The sequence below is a fragment of the Microbacterium sp. Root1433D1 genome (assembly GCF_001426835.1).
Taxonomy (GTDB): Bacteria; Actinomycetota; Actinomycetes; order Actinomycetales; family Microbacteriaceae; genus Microbacterium; species Microbacterium maritypicum.
In genome coordinates, this window is the sequence record NZ_LMFN01000003.1 from 719638 (window position 1) to 740548 (window position 20911).

17 protein-coding genes and 1 riboswitch are annotated in these 20911 nt (G+C 70.3%); of the genes, 7 read left to right on the forward strand and 10 right to left on the reverse strand.

From position 1 onward, the window contains the following. Positions 1-9 precede the first annotated feature (9 nt). The 5 genes from ASD13_RS14450 to nagB all read left to right on the forward strand — a co-directional run bounded on the left by ASD13_RS14450 (position 10) and on the right by nagB (position 7532). Positions 10-1227 (forward strand): alanine racemase, encoded by a 1218-nt coding sequence (locus tag ASD13_RS14450; protein ID WP_235562604.1) that lies wholly within the window; start codon positions 10-12, stop codon positions 1225-1227. Then, complete coding sequence (locus tag ASD13_RS14455) at positions 1218-4484, forward strand: family 20 glycosylhydrolase (protein WP_055870546.1); 3267 nt, start codon at positions 1218-1220, stop codon at positions 4482-4484. Before ASD13_RS14450 ends, ASD13_RS14455 begins: the two co-directional genes overlap by 10 nt. Positions 4485-4563: 79 nt before the next feature. Next, positions 4564-5751, forward strand: coding sequence for an ROK family transcriptional regulator (locus ASD13_RS14460; RefSeq protein WP_055870549.1), 1188 nt, complete (start codon positions 4564-4566; stop codon positions 5749-5751). A 43-nt stretch (positions 5752-5794) separates the two neighbouring features. Continuing rightward, positions 5795-6760: an ROK family protein gene (locus ASD13_RS14465; RefSeq protein ID WP_200942486.1), complete on the forward strand. Its 966-nt coding sequence runs from the start codon at positions 5795-5797 to the stop codon at positions 6758-6760. Beyond that, positions 6753-7532 carry a glucosamine-6-phosphate deaminase gene (nagB, locus tag ASD13_RS14470; RefSeq protein WP_055870551.1) on the forward strand — a complete coding sequence of 260 codons (780 nt, stop codon included), beginning with the start codon at positions 6753-6755 and terminating at the stop codon, positions 7530-7532. The genes ASD13_RS14465 and nagB overlap by 8 nt, the downstream gene beginning before the upstream one ends. A 25-nt stretch (positions 7533-7557) precedes the next feature. Here nagB and ASD13_RS14475 read toward each other — a convergent pair whose 3' ends face one another. The 6 genes from ASD13_RS14475 to ASD13_RS14500 all read right to left on the reverse strand — a co-directional run bounded on the left by ASD13_RS14475 (position 7558) and on the right by ASD13_RS14500 (position 15437). Beyond that, the gene (locus ASD13_RS14475) at positions 7558-7965 is read right to left on the reverse strand and encodes an NUDIX hydrolase (RefSeq protein WP_055870554.1); all 408 of its coding nucleotides are present in this window, start codon (positions 7963-7965) and stop codon (positions 7558-7560) included. After that, positions 7958-9322, reverse strand: a complete 1365-nt coding sequence (locus tag ASD13_RS14480; protein WP_055870557.1) for an FAD-binding oxidoreductase — start codon at positions 9320-9322, stop codon at positions 7958-7960. Before ASD13_RS14480 ends, ASD13_RS14475 begins: the two co-directional genes overlap by 8 nt. Before the next feature lie 24 nt (positions 9323-9346). Continuing rightward, entirely contained in the window at positions 9347-9718 is a 372-nt protein-coding gene (locus ASD13_RS14485) for a YrdB family protein (RefSeq protein WP_055870560.1), read from the reverse strand. Between the two features lie 9 nt (positions 9719-9727). Continuing rightward, a complete protein-coding gene (locus ASD13_RS14490) occupies positions 9728-11845 on the reverse strand; it encodes a sigma-70 family RNA polymerase sigma factor (protein WP_082531520.1) in 2118 nt (705 codons plus the stop codon). Between the two features lie 911 nt (positions 11846-12756). After that, positions 12757-13929, reverse strand: coding sequence for an N-acetylglucosamine-6-phosphate deacetylase (gene nagA / locus ASD13_RS14495; RefSeq protein WP_055870566.1), 1173 nt, complete (start codon positions 13927-13929; stop codon positions 12757-12759). Next, entirely contained in the window at positions 13926-15437 is a 1512-nt protein-coding gene (locus ASD13_RS14500; RefSeq protein ID WP_055870569.1) for a family 20 glycosylhydrolase, read from the reverse strand. Before ASD13_RS14500 ends, nagA begins: the two co-directional genes overlap by 4 nt. A 107-nt stretch (positions 15438-15544) precedes the next feature. Next, positions 15545-15629, forward strand: a riboswitch (ZMP/ZTP riboswitch). Between the two features lie 37 nt (positions 15630-15666). On the opposite strand from ASD13_RS14500, the gene glyA reads away from it, so the two are divergent. Continuing rightward, positions 15667-16941 carry a serine hydroxymethyltransferase gene (gene glyA, locus ASD13_RS14505; protein WP_055870573.1) on the forward strand — a complete coding sequence of 425 codons (1275 nt, stop codon included), beginning with the start codon at positions 15667-15669 and terminating at the stop codon, positions 16939-16941. After that, complete coding sequence (locus ASD13_RS14510) at positions 16938-17816, forward strand: bifunctional methylenetetrahydrofolate dehydrogenase/methenyltetrahydrofolate cyclohydrolase (protein ID WP_055870575.1); 879 nt, start codon at positions 16938-16940, stop codon at positions 17814-17816. Before glyA ends, ASD13_RS14510 begins: the two co-directional genes overlap by 4 nt. Positions 17817-17936: 120 nt before the next feature. Here ASD13_RS14510 and ASD13_RS14515 read toward each other — a convergent pair whose 3' ends face one another. The 4 genes from ASD13_RS14515 to ASD13_RS14530 form a co-directional block, all read right to left on the reverse strand. Further along, a complete protein-coding gene (locus tag ASD13_RS14515; RefSeq protein WP_055870578.1) occupies positions 17937-18494 on the reverse strand; it encodes a hypothetical protein in 558 nt (185 codons plus the stop codon). A gap of 32 nt (positions 18495-18526) precedes the next feature. Then, positions 18527-19249, reverse strand: coding sequence for a DUF6882 domain-containing protein (locus ASD13_RS14520; RefSeq protein WP_055870581.1), 723 nt, complete (start codon positions 19247-19249; stop codon positions 18527-18529). An 82-nt stretch (positions 19250-19331) separates the two neighbouring features. Next, positions 19332-20132 (reverse strand): HpcH/HpaI aldolase family protein, encoded by an 801-nt coding sequence (locus ASD13_RS14525; RefSeq protein ID WP_055870584.1) that lies wholly within the window; start codon positions 20130-20132, stop codon positions 19332-19334. Further along, positions 20117-20902 carry a 2-keto-4-pentenoate hydratase gene (locus ASD13_RS14530; protein ID WP_055870587.1) on the reverse strand — a complete coding sequence of 262 codons (786 nt, stop codon included), beginning with the start codon at positions 20900-20902 and terminating at the stop codon, positions 20117-20119. Before ASD13_RS14530 ends, ASD13_RS14525 begins: the two co-directional genes overlap by 16 nt. Between the last annotated feature and the right edge of the window lie 9 nt (positions 20903-20911).

Sequence of the window (20911 nt, forward strand, 5' to 3'; positions counted from 1 at the left end):
CCTTGTTAGATGCCTCTACAAATTCCGGATCCCGTTCTCGGCGCCTGGACGAAGGGCTTCCCGGCGCGTGCTGCGGGCCTCCGACTCTCGGAGGTGGCCGACGCCGATCTGCACCTCTCCGACCTGGTCACCCCGGTGTTGACGGTGCACGAGGACGCCCTCACCCACAACGAGGAGACCGTCTTCGCCTGGGCGCGGGAGCAGGGGGTGCTGCTCGCCCCGCACGGCAAGACCACCATGGCCCCCGCGCTGTGGCAGCGGCTGCTCGACGCCGGTGCCTGGGGGATCTCGGTCGCCACGCCCTGGCAGGCCGAGGTGGCCATCGACGCCGGCGTCTCGACCGTGCTGATCGCCAACGCGGTCACGGACCCGGCCGCGGTGCGGCGGCTGGGAGAGCTGCTCGCCGCCGATGAGGGACTGCGCGTGCTGTGCTGGGCGGACTCGCTCGCAGGCACCGCGATCCTCGCGAAGGAGATGCGCGACGCCGCGCGGCCGCTGGATGTGCTGGTCGAGCTCGGCGGGGCGCACGGTCGTACCGGGGCGCGCACCGTGGAGGAGGGAGTGCGGATCGCGCAGGCGCTCTCCGCCGCGCCCGGCCTGCGGCTCGCGGGTGTCACGGGATACGAAGGACCGTTCGGTCCGGACCGCAGCGAGGCCTCCGTCGCCGCCGTCGATGCGTACCTGCGGACGCTCGTCGAACTGCACACGCGCCTGGACTATCCCGACGATGTGCGCCCGGTGCTCAGCGCCGGTGGCAGCTCCTTCCCCGATCGCGCCGCAGCGGTGCTCTCCGAGGCGGCAGCCGAGGCCGATGTCGTGCTGCGCTCCGGTGCCTTCCAGATCCACGACGATGGCTTCTACTCCCGGATGTCCCCGTTCGGCCCGCTCACCGGGACCGCGCCGCTCCGTTCGGCGATGCACGCCTGGTCACGAGTGGTGTCACAGCCGGAGCACGGCCTCGCGCTGCTCGACGCGGGCCGACGCGACGTGCCGTTCGACCTCGACCTGCCTGCTCCGCAGAGCGTCGCGGGCGAGGTCACCGCGCTGAACGATCAGCACGCGTTCCTGCGTCTCGAGGACGATGCGACGGTCGCCGTCGGCGATGTCGTGCGGCTGGGACTCTCGCACCCCTGCACGGCCTTCGACAAGTGGCGGGTGGTCGCGGTGATCGACGACCCCGACGCCGCCGACCCCCGGGTGATCGGAGCGGTGGCGACATGCTTCTGAGCGCGCACAAGGCTGCGGCCGGGCTCGTACGGGTCTATCGCGGAGCCACCGTCATCGACGGCACGGGGGCGCCGCGGTACGTCGCCGACGTCGCCGTGGAGGGGGCGAGAGTCGTCGCGATCCTCCCCGACGGCGCGGAGGGGTCCGAGCTCGAACTCCCCGACGGCGCCGTGGAGATCGCGGCCTCCGGGCTCGTGCTGGCCCCGGGTTTCATCGACATGCACGCGCACAGCGAACTCGCCGTGCTGAGCGGTGCGGCCCACGATGCGAAGATCCGCCAGGGCGTCACGACAGAGGTGCTCGGCCAGGACGGCCTCGGCTACGCACCCCTCGATGATGCCGCGGCCGCCGTCATCCCGGCGCAGATCGCCGGGTGGAACGGGATGCCTGCACAGGCACCGTGGCGGACGATGGACGATCTGCTCGCGGCGATCGACGCCGCGGCCGTCGCGAACGCTGCGGTCCTCGTCCCGCAGGGGAATCTGCGGATGATGGTCGTCGGTCATGAGAACCGTCCCGCGACGTCGACCGAGATCTCCGCGATGGCCGATCTGCTGGGAGAGGCACTGGATGCGGGAGCGTTCGGCATGTCGAGCGGCCTCACCTACACCCCGGGGATGTACGCCGACACGGCGGAGCTCGAAGCCCTGTGCCGCGTCGTCGCCGAACGCGGCGGCTACTGGGCGCCGCACACGCGCAGCTACGGGGGCGCGGCGCTCGAGGCGTACCGGGAGGCGCTCGAGATCGGACGTCGGACCGGCTGCCCGGTGCATCTCACCCACGCCACCATGAACTTCGCGCCGAACCGGGGTCGCGCGCAGGAACTGCTGGCCCTGATCGATGAGGCGATCGCGGACGGCGTGGACGTGACGCTGGACACCTATCCCTACCTCCCCGGCGCCACCACGCTCTCCGCGCTGCTGCCGAGCCGGCTGGCAGCGGGCGGCGATCTGCTGGGGGCCATCGCAGCCCTCGACGCCGCAGGCAGGGAAGCCGTGCGCGTGGAGCTCGAGGAGATCGGCTGCGACGGCTTCCACGGCGAGAAGGCCGATTGGACGCAGATCCAGATCTCCGGCACGGCGAACCCCGCCCTCGCCGCTCTCGTCGGACGCACGATCGCCGAGATCTCGACCACGACCGGTCGCCGTGCCGTCGACGTGGTGCTCGACACGATCCTCGAGGACGCCGGCGCCACGGGCATCCTCATGCACATCGGCGATGAGGAGAACGTCCGCGCGATCATGCGCCACCCGCAGCACTCGGGTGGCAGCGACGGGATCCTGATCGGCGCCCGGCCGCATCCGCGTGGGCGCGGCACGTTCCCGCGGTACCTCGGGCACTACGTGCGTGAGCTCGGCATCCTCACCTGGGAGGAGGCCGTCCGTCACCTGGCCGGGACGCCGGCGAGGCGGCTGGGGCTGGATCGCGGCGACGCTCCTCGCGGAATCGTCAGACAGGGGGCGACCGCCGACCTGGTCCTGTTCGACCCGGAGACCGTCGCGGCGGGGGCGACGTTCGAGGCGCCTCTCACCGCCCCGAGCGGCATCGTGGAGGTGCTGGTCGGCGGCGTGCCGGTGCTGTCGGACGGGGACGTGACCGGCCTCACCCCCGGACGTGCGCTGCGGATGCCGCCGCCTGCGCACCGCGCGACGGTACCTCGTGTCGAGGCCGTGATCGATCCGGCCCTTCCCGCCTTCGTGTGGACGGCCCGGACGCCGATCCTCGCCACTGCCGATCTCGCCGCCTCCGTGGCGCGGCTGGGCGGGGGAGGAGGCGACGCCGAGCTGCCGCCGATCCGTCTGTGCGTGGACGAGACCCTCGGTGCCGAGGCCGCAGCGGCGGGCCGTATCGCCGATGAAGCCTTCCGCGTGAGCGTGAGCGGCTCCGGTATCGAGGTCAGGGGGGCGAGTCCGGTCGGAGTGTTCCGGGGCGTCACCACGCTGCGACAGCTCAGGGACCCCGAGGCTTCGACGGCGGTGATCCCCACCGGCGTCTGGGAGGGGGCGCCCGCGTACAGCTGGCGCGGGACGATGCTCGACGTCGCCAGGCACTTCCGCACGGTCGACGACGTCCGGCGCCTGATCGATCTGCTCGCCGACCATCACCTCAACGTCCTGCATCTGCACCTCACCGACGATCAGGGCTGGCGCTTCGAGGTGCCGGGCTTCCCTCGGCTCACCGAGGTGGGCGCGCGCCGCGAGGCGACTCAGCTCGGGCACGGGCCGCTCTCGACGGTCGAGGTCGGCGTGCACGAGGGCTTCTACACGACCGCGCAGCTGCGCGAGCTCGTCGCCTACGCGCGCGAGCGATTCGTGACCCTCGTACCCGAGGTCGAGCTTCCCGGGCACATCCAGGCGGGCCTGGCGGCCTACCCCGAACTCGGCAACGTCGACGTCGGAGAGCCGATCCTCTCCGCCTGGGAGCGCTTCGGGGTGAACCCCCGCACCCTCGCTCCGACGGATGCCGCCCTGGCGTTCGGGCGGGCGGCGATCGATGCCCTGTGCGACGTGTTCGACTCGGAGTGGATCGGGATCGGCGGCGACGAGGTGCCGGTGACCGAGTGGGCCCAGAGCCCCGCGGCCGCCGAGCGGATGCGACAGCTCGGGCTCGACACGCCGCACGACGTGCAACCGTGGTTCACGGCGCACTTCGTCGCGCACGTCCGTGCCCGCGGTCGCGTCGCCCTCGCCTGGGACGAGGTCCTCGAGGGGGATGTCCCCGAGGGGGTGCGCATCCTCGCGTGGCGTGGTCCCGCCGCGATGCGCGAGGCGCTCCGTCGTGGCATCGAGGTCGTGGCGTGCCCCGATCTCGAGGTGTACCTCGACTACCCGCAGTCGGATTCGGAGGAGGAGCCGATCAGGGTCGGCCCGCCGCTGTCGATCGAGCGCGCCTACACGTTGCGCGTCGAGGACGGCGCGGTCGGGGGGCAGGCGAACGTGTGGAGCGAGCATCTGCCGTCCAGGGATCGCGTCGATTTCGCGATGTTCCCGCGTCTCTCGGCGATCGCCGAGAGGCTCTGGGAGGGCGGGGACGCCGCGCCGTATGCCGACTTCGGACGGCGTCTGCCGACGCACCTGCGCCGGCTCGCCGCGGCAGGGGTGCGGTATCGTCCCCTTGACGGGCCGGAGCCCGGACAGCGCCGCCCCGGCGTGCCGGGGAAGCCACTCACGATCGAGGCTCGGGAGCAGATCGTCGCGGGGCTCGTGGAGCGTCTCATCGAGCGCTCGAAGACGGTCGTCGCCGACGACCCGAAGTAATGTAACGTTTCGGTAACCCTCCTCGCGCGTCCGCGAGCGGAGGTTGCGCAATTTTTGTTCGTAAGGTCTACTAACAAACATGTCCGTTTCGGATGAACAGCGTTCCGCATCGCCGTCAGAGTACGTCGGTGCGAATGCGCACGCCTTCGGCCCAGGGCGCCACCTGCGCTCGCGATCCAAGGTGCTGCCCGAGCACGCCCGCGGTCACAACCGCGCCCTGGTGCTGCAGACTCTGTACCACGCAGGGGCGATGAGTCGCGCCGACCTCTCCCGGGAGACGGGGCTCACGCGGGTCACCATCTCCGACCTGGTCGCCGAGTTCATCGCCGATGGGATCGTCATCGAGATGGGCGTGCGCGAGGCCGTCGGCCCGGGCAAGCCGCCCATCCTCATCGACATCGACCGGTTCGGTCACCAGATCGTCGGTCTCGACCTCTCCGGACCCGACGCCTTCACCGGCGCCGTGCTGAGCCTCGACGGCGACGTGCTCGAACGACGTGCGGTGCCGCGTCCGCAGTCGCCCGACGGCGAGGCGGCGTACGCAGCCCTCCGGGAGCTCGCGCAGACCCTGGTCGCCGCATCCACCCAACCGCTGCTCGGCGTGGGTATCGGCACCCCGGGTGTCGTGCGCCCTGACGGCCTCGTCCTCAGCTCTCCCAACCTCGGCTGGACGAACTTCCCGCTCGAGGCGAAGCTCGGCGTCGATCTCGACCTGCCAGTGCTCGCGCGCAACGACGCCAACGCGGCGGTGCTCGCCGAGTACACCTTCGGCGATGCGAAAGCCGACTTCATGCTCATCAAGATCGGCAAGGGGGTCGGAGCCGGCCTCATCACCGGCAGCCAGCCGCTGCTGGGCAGCCGCTTCGCGGCGGGCGAGATCGGGCACGTGGTCGTCGGAACCGACGGTGGACCCCGTTGCGCGTGCGGAAAGGACGGCTGTCTCGAGGCGTGGCTCAGCGTCAGCCGCCTCGGTGCGGCGATCGCGGCGGAACCCGATGCGCGCGACGAGATCCTCCGCGATGCCGGAACGCGCATGGCGATCGCCATCGCTCCGATCGTCGCGGCCCTCGACCTCTCCGAGGTCGTGCTCTCCGGACCTGCCGATCTGCTCGACGGCATCCTGATCGATGCCGCGATCGAGACTCTGCACGCTCGCACCCTCGAGGGCGTTTTCGAAGACGTCGTGGTGCGCCTGACGCACCAGGAGGACATCGTCCTGCGGGGAGCCGCGGTCATGGTGCTCTCCGGGCAGCTGGGAGTGTCGTGACCGTCACCTCCACCCGCACCGGCACGACGGGCAGCGGCATCCGATGACGGCTGTAGACACGGCCGACCGCTCCGGTCGGCAGATTCGAGTGGGCCTGGACGTCGGCGGCACCAAGATCGACGCGGTGGCCGTCGACCCCTCCGGTCACATCCGCGGACGGCTGCGACGACCCACCGGATGGGGCGATGACGCCGTCGTCGAGAGCATCGTGATGGCCGTGACGGCGCTCGCCGACGAGAGCGGATTCCCCCTCGCCGACGTCGGCTCCGTCGGCATCGGCATCCCGGGGCTCGTCGACGCCGAGGCCGGGCGGGTGGATCACGCGGTCAACCTCGGTGTGGAGTCCCTGGACCTCGCCGAGAAGGCCGAACGCGCGCTCGGCGTGCCCTTCCGGGTGGAGAACGACGTGAAGGCCGCAGCCCTCGGCGCTGCGGTGCTGAGCGGGATCGCCGGCTCCATGGCGTATCTGAACCTCGGAACGGGCGTCGCCGCCGGCATCGTGATCGATGGGCGCATCTGGCGTGGCGCTCGGGGAACGGCCGGCGAGGTCGGTCATCTCTCCGTCGACCCGCACGGACGCCTGTGCGGTTGCGGACAACACGGATGCGTCGAGACCTTCTGCGGCGGCGGTGCTCTGGCCAAGGCCTGGGGACGCCCGGGTGCGCTGCCGATCAGGGACATCTTCGACGCGGCGGACGCCGGCGATCCGCTGGCGCTCTCGCTTCGCGACGACCTGTACCACGGAGCCGCAGCCGCCGTGCGCGTGCTCGTGCTCTCCGCCGACGTCGAGACGGTGGTCATCGGGGGAGGGCTCACGGCTCTCGGTGACCGGCTCGAGAACGGCATCCGCGCGGCGCTGCACGCCGGCGCCGAGGCGTCACCGTTCATGCGGTCGCTCCGCTTGGATGAGAGAATCGAACTGCTCCCGGCGGGGTCTCCCGCCGCCGCATTCGGCGCCGCACTGGTCGGCGCCTCCATCACCGAGAAGGAGATCGTTCCGCATGGCTGAGGTCGTCATCGTCGAGAATGCCGAGGCCGCCGGCGCTTTGGTCGCCACCGAGATCGTGGAGCTGATCGCCCGTCGTCCCGACGCGGTCCTCGGCCTCGCGACCGGGTCGACCCCGCTGCCGGTGTACCAGGCGCTCCGCTCCCAGCTCGCGGGTCGCGACGTCTCCCAGGTGCGCGGCTTCGCCCTCGACGAGTACGTCGGCATCGACCCCGCGCACCCGGAGAGCTACCGCTCCGTCATCACACGTGAGGTCGTCGAGCCGCTCGGACTCGACCCGAAGCGCATCCATGTCCCCAACGGCGCGCAGGCGACGATCCAGCACGCCGGCGACGACTACGAAGCGGCCATCGACGCCGCAGGCGGTGTCGACCTGCAGATCCTCGGTATCGGCACGGACGGGCACATCGGCTTCAACGAGCCCGGATCGTCGTTCGCATCGCGCACTCGCGTGAAGACGCTCACGGAGCAGACCCGCGAGGACAACGCCCGCTTCTTCGACTCGATCGACGACGTGCCCATGCACTGCATCACGCAGGGGCTCGGGACGATCCTGAAGGCGCGTCACCTGGTGCTGCTCGCCTTCGGCGAGGGGAAGGCCGCAGCCGTCGCCGGCGCGGTCGAGGGTCCGCTTACGGCGCTGCTGCCCGGTTCCGCGATCCAGCTGCACCCGCACGCGACGATCGTGGTCGACGAAGCCGCAGCTTCGCGCCTCGCGCTCGCGGACTACTACCGCTACACGTTCGCGAACAAGCCTTCCTGGCAGGGCATCTGACACCTGCCCGACGCCTGGCCCGCGCTCAGCCCGCCGACGCGGGCCAGGCGATCGGGAGCAGGTGCTCGACGCTCAGGGGCGCCAGCGGGAGTGTGGCGATGTCGTCCGGGGTGATCCAGCGCAGTTCGGCGAGCTCGGCTTGGACCGTGACCGCCCGGGGATCGACGGACGTCGCGAACGCTTCGGCGATGACGCGGTGACCCGGCTCGTTCGCGGCCGCGGACACGAAAGAGCCCAGCGGCTGGAGATCGGCCTCGTCGAGCTCCAGCCCCAGCTCTTCGTGGAGCTCGCGGATCAGCGTCTGCGCCGCGGACTCGCCGGCCTCGGGCTTGCCACCCGGCTGCATGAACATGCTCGTGCCCTGCTTGCGGACCACGAGCACTCGTCCGGCCTCGTCGACGATCACGGCCGCGCTCACATGGATGTCAGGCATCGAGGCTGAACACCTTTCCGGGGTTGAGGATGCCGAGGGGATCGAACACGGCGGCGATCTGACGCTGAAGCTGCCATTGGTCATCGCCCAGCTCATCGACGAGCCATCGGCGTTTCAGGACGCCGATGCCGTGCTCGCCCGTCAGGGTGCCCCCGAGGCGGATCGCGGCGCGGAAGAGATCATCGGCGGCCGCCCAGACGTGCGGCGGGGTCTCCGGCCCGTCGAAGATGAAGTTCGGGTGCAGATTGCCGTCGCCGGCGTGGGCGACCGTCGGGATGGTGATGCCGTACTCGCGTTCGATGCGCACGATCTCGTCGAACATCGCCGGCATGGCGCTGCGGGGCACCGACACGTCTTCGATCAGCGTCGTTCCCAGCGAGGCCATCGCCGCGTGCATAGACCGCCGGATGGCGAGGAGGCGCTCTCCCTCGACACGGTCGTGGGAGACGACCGTCTCGCCGTCGTGGGCGCGCAGGATCGCGGCGATCGTGTCCGCCTCTTCAGCGGCAGCCGGCCCATCGGTCTGGATGGTCAGCTGGGCCGTGCCCGCAGACGGGACAGGGAGGGCGAGCAGGGCGTGCACGGCCGCGAGGCTGGCGGCATCCATCAGCTCCATGATCGCCGGCTGCACGCCCGCCGCCGTCACGGCGGCGGAGGCCGCGGCGGCACTGCGCACTCCGGGGAAGGTCGCGGTGACGGTGCAGGTCTCGCCGGGCACGAGCCTGCGCAGCTTGAGGGTGGCTCCGACCACGACGCCCAGTGTGCCTTCCGAGCCGACGATCAAGGCGGTGAGGTCCAGGCCGGTCACGCCTTTGACGCTGCGGTGACCGAGGTGCAGCAGCCGGCCGTCGGCGAGGACGAGGTCGACGCCGAGCACCGCGTCGCGCACCACTCCGTACTTGGCGCACAGCAGACCGCCGGCGCCCGTGGCGATGTTGCCGCCGACGGTGGAGATGTCGCGGCTGGCGGGATCCGGAGCCCACCAGAGACCGTGCGTGGCGAGTTCGGCATTGAGGTCGGCGTTCAGGATGCCCGGTTCGACGACGGCGAGCAGGTCGTCCGGGCGGATCTCGCTGATCGCGGTCATCCGCCGCAGCGACAGCACGATCTCGCCCGCCCCGGCGTTCGCGGCTCCTGCGAGTCCGGTACCGGCGCCGCGAACCACGACCGGTGTGCGCGTGGCCGTCGCGATGCGCATGGTCTGCTGCACGTCTTCGACACGCTCGGCGTGGACGACGGCGAGAGGTCGCCCCGCAGCGGCGTGGCCGGAACGATCTGCTCTGGCCTCCTCGAGCGATGCCTCATCGGTGTCGACGAGCGCGCCGAGGGACTCCTGCAGGAGTGACAGGACGCTCACGACAGTGCGCTCACGAGGGGAACCTCACGACAGCGCGCGTCGACCGCTGAGCACGCCGGCGACCACGGCGACGAGGGCGAATGCGGTGCCGATCAGTGCCTGTCCCATCGACCACCACGCGATCGTGACGCCGACGTAGATCAGCAGCTCGACGGCTGCGCGCAGGAAGGGGTGCACACGCAGCACCGGGCGCGGCGAGAGGAACAGCGCCCAGACCAGGATCACGACGACGGGCGCTCCGACACCGATGACGATGTTCCAGGGAAGATCCCAGCTCGCGAAGCCCCACAGAGCGAGAGAGGCCACGGCGACGACGAGGACGACGGCGCGGACGATGTCGAGAGCGGTGATGACCGGACGCTCGACGCCGGGAACAGGAGCGGGATCCGAGGGCATGGATCCAGTCTATTCGGCGACGGGGGAGTCCTCGGTCGGGACGGCGCCCGCCTCGACGGGCGCGGCGACATCGGCGACCCTGGTCGTGATCGGCTCCTGCTCCACGGGAGCGGGAATCACGGGCTCGGCCACGACGGGTGCGGCCACGACGGGTGCGGCCACGACGGGTGCGGCCACGACGGGTGCGGCTTCGACGGGTGCGGCTTCGACGGGTGCGGCCACGACGGGTGCGGCTTCGACGGGTGCGGCCTCTGCGGGTGCGACCTCTGCCGGAGCTTCGTCGACGGGTGCGACCTCTGCGGGAGCATCGGTCGTGATGACGACATCGTCGACAGGAGCGGAGCTGACCGGGTTTTCATCGACGGGAGTCTGGTCGCTCTCCGTCGGGTCCTCCTCGACCGGACCCTCTTCGATCGGGATCTCGATGCCGGGGCGGTTGGGCTGCAGCGCGAGGAGAGTGGTGTCCGCGAAGGGCGCGTCGCCCGTGTCGAGGACATACCGGAAGGTGACCTTCGTCGAAGCGGCGAAGTAGTACTGGAACAGGCCGGGGCGCAGGTCGATCTCACCCGCTCCGGAGTCGTCGAGCACGATCGTGTCACCACCGCCGTGGCTGCCGTCGAGAAGCGCTTCGACCGTCGCTCCCGGTGCGCCGGTGATCGGCACGCGGTAGTGCACGGTCAGCTCGTCGAAGACGATCGTCGCGGTCGTCCAGGTCGGCGCTTCCGTGGGAACACCGGGGTCGACGGGCTCGACGGGGTCGACGGGCTTCTCGGGCTCGACCGGCTTCGTCGGTTCGACGGGGGCCGTGGGCGGGGTCGTGACGGGTGGCGGTGTGACGGCCGGTGCGGACGACGGATCCTGTCCTGGCGCCGCCTGCTCGTCGGTCGGGGGCGCGGGCGCCTCCTCCGGCACGACGACGGGCGTTTCGATGATGACGGGCTCGTCGAGGCTCATCTTCTCGTCGGGCCCGACGTCCGCCGAGATCGAGGACGGGTCTTCGTCTCCGGCGTTCGGGAGCGACGTCGCGGGATCGGCTCCGGCGAGTCCCGGGATGATCGTGGAGGCGGCGACGACGCCGGCGACGACCAGTGCGGCCGAGCCCACGCCGACGAGTGCACCGATCCCGGTGAACACCCCGCCCGCCGCGCCGGCACCGGCGCCGGCGGAAGAGCCCGCCGTGCCGCCTGCCGAGCCGCCGGCGCCGGAACCCGAACCGCCCGAAGCGGCGAGGCCCGTCGCGGCGTGCGTGACGCCGGGGTCGCCGGCGAAGACGGCACCCGGAATGCTCGACGGCATGGCCGCCAGAGCGACGATGGGCGTGCCTGCACCCTGCAGCGTGGCGAGGTAACCTGCGGCGCCGGTGACGCCGAGCACGAGAGGCAGCAGCACCAGGGCGAGACGCTTGGAGACGTCTTTCGCCTCGGCGGCGACGATCATGCATCGGGCGCACTCGTCGAGGTGGAGCTCGAGTCGCTTGTGATCGCGGGTGCTGAGGTTGCCGCGAGAATAGGCGCCGAGGTGCTCGATGGTCCACTGGCATTCGGAGCCGTCTTCGGCGCTGCGCAGATGCGCCTGGATCCAGGCTTCACGAAGGCCTTCACGCGCACGGAACGCCAACTGCGACACGGCGCCGGCCTTCATCCCGAGGAGGGGCCCGACCTCCTGCGGCTTCATCTGCTCGATCTCGGTGTACCAGAGCACCTCCTGCCAGCGGCTGGGGAGACTGCGGAAGGCCTGCGCGGTGAGGCTGCGATCGAGCGCCTCGCTCGCAGCCTGGTCGGTGGTGTCGGGGTCGGCGACGGTGTCGAGTTCGTCGATCGCGGTCTCGCGACGAGCACGTCCCCACCCCGCCGCCGTGTTGCGGATGCTCGTGAAGAGGTAGGCGCGGAAGGAGCCGTTGGGGCCGCCGCCCTTGATGATCGCCTGATAGATGCGCGTGTACGACTCCTGCACGAGGTCATCGGGATCGATGGAGGAGGTGACCGAGCGCGCCACGGAGAGCCCCGACGGGTAATGCCGTCTCCAGAGTTCACCGAACGCCTCCGTGTCTCCCGAACGGGTGCGGAGGATCAGGTCGGCGTCGCCGATCGTTTCGTCGTGAGTCGTGTTCTCTTCGTGCACAATCATCCATCTGTCGCCGGGCGCGGGTGCGCCTCTACGGGAAGAGACGCATGAGAGCGCCTCTCATCACGCGACTTCTCCATTCTCTCGCGAATCTCCCAGGGAAGCCACCCTCTCCGCGAACTCCAAGCCGATGCCCGGGTTCGCGCGAGGGTGCCTCCGGCGGTGTCTGCAGACGGTATCCGAAACTCCTTCGAAGATTTTCGAGAAGTCGCGTAATGAATCGGGAGGGGCGTCGTCTCATCCCATAGAGACAGCCGTGAGGATCCCACCGGGGGGCGGGATCCAGGCACTGGTGCGGGGGGTATTCGCGCCGGTCGGGCGGGTCGGGAGCCTCGGGGGAGGAGAGCCCGGCCGCCCGTCTCACGAGGGGGAANGGCGGGATCCAGGCACTGGTGCGGGGGGTATTCGCGCCGGTCGGGCGGGTCGGGAGCCTCGGGGGAGGAGAGCCCGGCCGCCCGTCTCACGAGGGGGAATGAGGCCGCCGATCTGGGGAACGGCGGCCTCCCACACGTTTCGATCCGAGGATCGGGATGACTTCTCGAAAGATTTTCGAGAAGTCGCGTAATGAATCGGGATGAGCGTCGTCTCATCCCATAGAGACAGCCGTGAGGATCCCACCGGGGGGCGGGATCCAGGCACTGGTGCGGGGGGTATTCGCGCCGGTCGGGCGGGTCGGNAGCGTCGTCTCATCCCATAGAGACAGCCGTGAGGATCCCACCGGGGGGCGGGATCCAGGCACTGGTGCGGGGGGTATTCGCGCCGGTCGGGCGGGTCGGGAGCCTCGGGGGAGGAGAGCCCGGCCGCCCGTCTCACGAGGGGGAACGAGGCCGCCGATCTGGGGAACGGCGGCCTCCCGCCCCATCACACACGTATGACCGGAGAGCGCAGAGCTGCGCGTCGCGCGCGGCGCCGTCTCAGACGAGCAGCCGTGGTCCTGACCACACGCGCGCGACGCGCAGATCCGCATCCAGAAGCACGGCATCGCCGAGCATTCCGGTGGTCAGGCTGCCGAGGGATGCATCGCGTCCGATCGCACGCGCCGGCGTCTGCGTGAGTGCGCGAACGGCTTCGGGAAGCGCCACTCCCGCCTGCACGGCACGCTGCAGGGCCACGTCCTGCGTGAGCGTGGAGCCGGCGATCGACCCGGTGTCATCGGCCCTGGCCACGCCGTTCTCGACCGTGACGCTCACGGCCCCGAGGTCGTAGTGGCCGTCGGCGCTGCCCGCAGCCGCCATCGCATCGGTGATCAGTGCCACGCGTGCGGGTGCGGAGTCGAACACGAGCTTGACGACGTGCGGATCGAGGTGCACGTTGTCGGCGATGGCCTCGAGCACCACCCGGTGATCGGCTGCCGCTGCCAGCACCGGTCCAGGAGCACGGTGATGGATGCCCGGCATCGCGTTGAACGCGTGGGTGAGGATGGAGGCCCCCGCCTCGAAGGCGGCGACGGCCATCGTGGCGTCCGCATCCGTGTGGCCGACGGCGGCGGCCGAGCCCGCGGCCACGATCTGCCTGATCGCGTCGAGCCCGCCGGGCAGCTCCGGTGCGATCGTGATCTGGCGGACGGTGCCGCGTCCGGCATCGAGCAGGAGGGCGACATCCGCCGCCGTCGGGTGACGCAGCAGCGACGGTTCGTGCGCGCCGTGGTGCCCGGGGTCGAGGAACGGGCCCTCGAGGTGCGAGCCCAGGATGTCCGCATCCGTCTCGGTGAGATCGGCGATGAGCGCGACACTGCGGGCGAGGGTCTCAAGCGGCGCCGTGACGAGCGAGATGACCGCGCGGGTGGTGCCGTGCGCACGATGCATCTCGCGCCCGGTGCGGATCGCCTCCACGCCGTCGTCGAATGCGGCGCCGGCGCCGCCGTGGCCGTGGATGTCGACGAATCCGGGAGTGAGCAGGGCGCCGGGACCGGCGAGGGCCACCGCATCGACGACCTCATCCGCCGCGGTCCACTCCGATCCCGTCCCGCGGCCGGTGACGACGCCGTCCTCGATGCGGACCCAGCCGTCCTCGACGATGTCGCCGCCGTCGACGATCCGTGCGGAGTGGATGACCAGCGAACCGGTCGCGGAGGAGTGGGTGATCAACGTGCGCTCCAGGGGATCTCGTCTGCGGGATGGAAGTCGATCCCCTCAGCTTTCCACAGCGGAGCGAGGGCGCCGACGCGCACGCGGAAGGACTCCCATACGCGTTCGGGCGCTTCTCTCGGCGACCAGGCGACCTCGGCCTGAGCCGCCGCACGGGGGAACACCAGCTGTTCGACCTCGCCGAGCGTGCGGGTGGTCTCGGACCAGAGCGGGGCCTCGACGCCGAGGATCGCGGCGTCCGGCACGTCGAGGACGGCTGTCGGTTCCCACTCGTAGGCGGAGCGGACGTCGATGATCCCCGCCCAGGTGAGGCCGAGGGGGAAGTCCTCCGCGTACTTCATGTCGAGGTAGGTGACGTCAGCCGCAGACATGATGAGGGCGCCTCCGCGCTCGACGAAGTGCGCGGCCTCCTCGGCATGCGTGCCCTCTGGGGTGGTCTTGCCCCAGTACTGGCCGACGGTTCCCTCGGCGATGTTCGCCGCGGATCCCATCTCATGCCAGGCCATCGGGATCTTGCCCGCTTCCACGACGATCGCGGTCGCGCGCTCGGCGAAGAGGTCGAAGTCGGCCTGGGGCGTGCCGAGGGATTCGTCGCCGCCGATGTGGATGTACGCACCCGGGGTCATCTCGGCCAGCTCTTGGACGACATCGCGCACGAAGTCGTAGGTGCGCTCCTCGTGGATGCGGACGCTGGAGTGGCCGACGCCCCAGCCCAGGTACGTCTCGCCGGCGACGGGCAGCGGCTGGCCGAGCCGCGCGGAATCCGCGATGAGGTTGTCGTTCAGCACCGGCGCCTCGACGAGCTCGGGGTAGGCCACACCGATCGCGTGGGTGTGACCGGGCAGGTCGATCTCGGGGATCACGATCATGTGACGCGAAGCGGCGTACGCCACGATCTCCCGGTAGTCGGCCTTGGTGTAGAAACCGCCGGGGTCGCCGCCCACCGATGTCGCGGAGGCCCGTTCCGTCAGCAGCGGCCAGGCATCGATGTGCACGCGCCAGCCCTGGTCGTCGCTCAGGTGCAGGTGCAGGTGGTTGAACTTGAGGGAGCTCGTGCTGTCGATGAACTTCTTCACGTCGCCGACGCCGAAGAAGTGCCGGGCCACGTCGAGCATGACGCCCCGTCGCGGGAAGCGCGGCGAGTCCGCGACATCGGCGCCGAGCAGTGCCCAGCCGGAGTCGTCCTGTCGCAGCAGCTGCAGCAGCGTCTGCACGCCGTAGAAGAGCCCTGCCTCGTCGGCGCCGACGATGATCGCACGCTCGCCGATCTCGAGCGTGTATCCCTCCGGCGCCGAGGAGCCGTGGTCGATCAGCAGCTCGATCTCGCCGGAGGTCCCGTCGGAGGTGGAGAGGCGGATGCCGGTGCGGCGCTCGACCGCGTCGATCAGCTGGGCGGCAGCGGGGGAGGAGCCGTGCACACGCGTCGTCGCGGTGATCGGCATCCGTCCCTCTCGCGCGGTGGCGGACACAGGCGCTGGCACGAGCGGAAGAGGATGAGGAAGGACCATGAACAAAACCTACCCGTCGGCATCGCTCAGGGGAATGGCGGAAGTCGAATCGATTCTGCGACGATCGTGGACACGCCGGCGTGCGGGGTCGTCGCATCGGCTATGCTCGTAGACGTCGCGACTGGCGTCTGGGTGGACTACCACCGGGGAGCGACTGACCACGGAATTCGACCGCGCGCCTGGGCCGATAGGAACACCCCTTTCGAATCCGTTGTCAAAGGAGCACGTCATGACCGACCGTTACTTCAACGCCCCGCTTTCCGAAGTCGACCCCGAGATCGCCGAGGTCCTGGATCGCGAGTTGACGCGCCAGCAGACCTTCCTCGAGATGATCGCCTCGGAGAACTTCGTGCCCGTCTCGATCCTGCAGTCGCAGGGCTCGGTGCTCACGAACAAGTACGCCGAGGGCTACCCCGGACGCCGGTACTACGGCGGCTGCGAAGAGGTCGACGTCGCGGAGTCCCTCGCGATCGAGCGGGCGAAGAGTCTCTTCGGCGCTGAGTTCGCGAACGTGCAGCCGCACTCCGGTGCGTCGGCGAACGCGGCGGTCCTGCATGCGATCGCGCGCCCCGGCGACACCCTGCTCGGCCTGTCGCTGGACCAGGGTGGCCACCTGACGCACGGCATGAAGATCAACTTCTCCGGTCGCCTGTACGACATCGTCGCCTACGGCGTCGACCCCGAGACCTCGACGATCGATATGGCCGAGGTGCGCCGTCTCGCGATCGAGCACAAGCCGAAGGTCATCATCGCCGGATGGTCGGCCTACCCCCGCACGATGGACTTCGCGGCCTTCCGCGCGATCGCCGACGAGGTCGGTGCGCTGCTCTGGGTCGACATGGCGCACTTCGCCGGTCTGGTCGCCGCTGGTCTGCACCCGAACCCGGTGCCGCATGCCCACGTCGTCTCCTCGACCGTGCACAAGACGATCGGTGGTCCGCGCTCGGGCTTCATCCTCACCAACGACGCCGATCTCGCCAAGAAGATCAACACCGCGGTGTTCCCCGGTCAGCAGGGCGGCCCGCTCATGCACGTGATCGCCGCGAAGGCGACGGCGTTCAAGCTCGCAGCCACCCCCGAGTTCAAGGAGCGCCAGGAGCGCGTGCTGCGTGGCGCGAAGCTCATCGCGGAGCGCCTGTCGCAGCAGGATGTGAAGGACGCCGGCATCGCGGTGCGCTCCGGCGGCACCGACGTGCACCTGGTGCTGGTCGACCTGCGCGACGCCGAGATCGACGGTAAGCAGGCCGAAGACCTGCTGCACGACATCCACATCACGGTGAACCGCAACGCCGTCCCGAACGACCCGCGCCCGCCGATGGTCACCTCCGGTCTGCGCATCGGCACCCCGGCGCTCGCGACCCGCGGTTTCGGCGACACCGAGTTCACCGAGGTCGCCGACATCATCGCGCTCGCGCTGCTTCCCGGTGCTGACGTCGAGTCGCTGCGCGCTCGCGTCGACGCCCTCGCCGCCGCGTTCCCGCTCTACCCCGACCTGCAGCAGTGACTGCGAAGATCCTCGACGGGAAGGCGGCGTCCGCCGCGATCCGTGCCGAGCTGACCGAACGCGTGGCCGCACTCAAGGCGCGAGGGATCACGCCGGGCATCGCGACCGTGCTCGTGGGCGCCGACCCGGCCTCGCAGCTCTACGTGGGCATGAAGCACCGGCAGTCCGAGGCGATCGGGATGAACTCGATCCAACGCGAGCTGCCCGCCGACGCCACGCAGGCCGACGTCGAAGCCCTGATCGACGAACTCAACGCCGACACCGCGTGCCACGGGTACATCGTGCAGCTGCCGCTGCCGAAGCACCTCGACACCGATGCGATCCTGGAGCGGATCGACCCGGCGAAGGATGCCGACGGTCTGCACCCGACCAACCTCGGGCGTCTGGTTCTCAACGTCAACGGGCCCATCCACACCCCGCTGCCGTGCACACCCCGAGGCGTGATCGAGCTGCTGCTGCGCAACGACTACGACCTCAAGGGGAAGCACGTCGTCGTGGTCGGGCGCGGCGTCACGATCGGTCGCTCGATCGGCCTGCTGCTCACGCGACGCGATCTGAATGCCACGGTCACCCTCACGCACACCGGAACCGTCGACATGCCGCGCTACCTGCGAGAGGCCGATGTGATCGTCGCCGCCGCCGGCGTCAAGCACCTCATCCGCGCGGAAGACGTCAAGCCGGGCGCCGCCGTGCTCGACGTCGGCGTGACGCGAGAGACCGACCCCGATACCGGGAAGAGCCTGGTGTTCGGAGACGTCGCCCCCGACGTCGCCGACGTCGCCGGGTACATCTCCCCGAACCCGGGAGGCGTCGGCCCGATGACGGTCGCACTGCTCATGACGAACGTCGTGGAAGCGGCCGAGCGGATCGCCTGACGCCAGCGCGCGCACCGCATGCGAAAGGCGCCCGTCCTCCTCGGAGGATGGGCGCCTTTCGCCGTTCGCAGCCGGTGTGTCGCGCCCGGTTCAGTCCGGGTTCGGGTCGGCTCTTCGCACTCAGCCCAGTTCGTCGAGCATGCGCCGCTGCTCGGGCGTGAGACCGTCGTCGAGCTCGTCGCGCGCGGCGCGTGTCTCGGGCGCCTCCGCCGCGGCAGCGGTCGGAGACGCCGTCTTCGTCTCGCCACCCTTCACCCGCGCCTGCACCGAGTCGTAGATCTCTCCCGCCTTGGCGCGGAGCCGGTCGTCGATCTGGTCGTAGATCATCCATCCGAACAGCAGCGCGAGCGGCGGCAGCACGAACGCCCAGAAGCCGGAGGCGCGCACACCGCTCAGCCACACCGTGAGTACCCAGACGATCAGCTCGACCAGATACACCAGCACGTACTGCACGACCTTCTCGCCGGTCTTGGTGCGCTCGGCGGCCGACTTCGCCGCCGACCTGCGGAAGGCTCCGGCGAGCAGGGGCTTCACGAACAGGGCGGCGAGGGTCAGGATGACGGATGCCCACAGGGTGTTGAACCCGACCGAGACGCCCGGCAGCAGCAGGCCGATCACCAGCAGTGCGGCGACATTGAACACGTAGAGCGCGGCGAACCGGACGATTCCGTTCTTCATGCGACCAGAATCCCACATCCTCCCGCGGAGGATCAGCCCTGCGCGTGCAGCGTGCTCTCGATCCCGCTGATGCGTGCCTGCTCGTCGAAGCGGAAGGTCGCGGTGCCCGTGGCATCGGAGACATCGGCGCCGGAGAACGCCTCGTCGGTCCAGGCGAGGGTCCAACCCGCGAGTCGGGCGAGGTCCCAGACGGAAGTGCGCGCATCGGGGAGGCTGATGCCCGAGAGGACACGGGGCAGCGCCATGACCGCATCCGCCACGGTGAGCGGTGCCAGCGGAGCATCGAGCACGAACACCGCACGGGTTCCGTTGCCGACCGGGGCGGAGTAGTAGGGGGAGCGTCCGGTGAGCTCGACCGCGACGGCACCGACCGTGTGCGCGGCCTGCGCGATCCAGTCGTCGTCGCCCGAGACCTCGGCGGGGAACGGCACCTCGGGAGCGGTCAGCTCGGCGATCCCGTGCTCGTTGCCGTAGGCCTGCAGCTGCGCGGCGACACCCTGTGCGTCGCCGCTCGGGTGCGCCCAGGCCCACAGGAGCGAGCGGGGCCCGGGGGCGATCGTCGCGATCAGGTGCGCGCGCGCCACGAGCTGCCGCGACGGGTCGGCGTCGGCGGTGAAGGTGAGGGTGCCCGCGGCCAGGTCCGCGTCCCAGCGGTGCTCGCCGAGGGCGTCGGCGGCTGCGGAGAGAGCGTCCTGACGGAGCGCGACGAAGAGGGCGGCACGGTCGGCGAGGGGCTGGAGCGCGGCGAAGGTCATGCCGACAGTCTCGCGGTCGATGCTATGAATCCGCTAGTTCAGGCGTTGCCTGCCCCAGGCCGCAGGCGCACGACCCCGCGGATCAATAGCTGGCGCGGGAGCCGCCGTCTGTCGAGGTGAAGCGCGCGGCGAGAGCCTCGGAGGCGCGGGCGAGCAGCGCCACATCCGCTCCGACCGCCACGAAGTCGGCGCCCGCGGCGAGGTAGGCGTCGGCGGCTGCCGGGTCGAACGCGTTCACGCCCACGGCCTTGCCAGCGGCCTTGACCGCGGCGAAGACCCTCTCGACCGCGGCCGTGACATCGGGGTGGGTCTGCTGACCCAGCAGGCCCATCGACGCGGACAGATCGGAGGGGCCGACGAACACCGCGTCGACGCCGTCGACCGCGGCGATGTCGGCTGCGGCCTCGACGCCCGCTGCCGTCTCGATCTGCACCGTGAGGGAGACGTGCTGCGCGGACTCCTGCAGGTACCGATCGACACGGTTCCAGCGCGCGCTGCGGGCCAGAGCACTGCCCACGCCGCGCACGCCCTCCGGCGGGTACCGCGTCGCGGACACCGCGGCGCGGGCCTCGTCGGCCGACGACACCATCGGCACGATCAGGTTCTGCGCCCCGAGGTCGAGGACCTGCTTGATCGCGACGGTGTCGTTCGACGGCACCCGCACGAGCGGGGCGATCGGGTACGCGGCGACAGCCTGCAGCTGCACGAGCACGGAATCGAGCGTGTTCGCCGAGTGCTCCATGTCGATCAGCAGCCAGTCCAGTCCCGACCCCGCGGCGACCTCGGCGAGCAGCGGGCTGCCGGAGCAGACCCACATGCCCACGAACGCTCGATCGGAGGCCGCGAGCTGCTCACGGAACGAGGGGTCTAGACGAAGCTGCATGCGATTGTTCCCATCGGTCCGTAATCGCACAGCACTTCATCGCCGCGCGACACCCACATCGGGCGTGTGAACGATCCTGCCAGGATGATCTCCCCGGCCTCGAGACGCGCGCCGTGCTGATGGAACTTGTTCGCGAGCCACGCGACCCCGGTCGCCGGGTGGCCGAGCACTCCGGCGGCGACGCCGGTCTCCTCGATCTCGCCGTTGCGGGAGAGCACGCCGGGAACCCAGCGCAGATCGATCTCGTCGGGGCGCCGGTGCACCGTGCCGAGCACCATCGCTCCGTACGCGGCGTTGTCGCTGATCGTGTCGACGATCGTGCGGCCCTCCAGCTCGATGTGCGAGTTCAGCACCTCGAGCGCCGGCACGGCGTAGTCGATCGCCGCCAGGGCATCCTCGAGGGTGCAGTCCGGGCCCTCCAGCGGGGTCTTCAGCACGAAGGCGAGTTCGACCTCGATGCGCACGTTCGAGAAGTGATCGACCGGGATCTCGGAGCCTGACTCGTACACGGTGTCGTCGAACATCACGCCGTAGTCCGGCTCGGTGATGCCCGTGGCCTGCTGCATCGCCTTGGACGTCAGCCCGATCTTGCGGCCGACGAGCCGGCGACCCGCGGCGATCTGGGAGTCCCTCCAGACGCCTTGGATCGCGTAGGAGTCCTCGACCGTGGCCTCCGGGTACCGCGCCGTGATGCGCGGGATCACCGCGTGCGTGCGGTCGGCCTCCGCGAGCTCCGCCGCGATCTGCGTGATCGTGTCTGCTGACAGCATCCGTGCCTC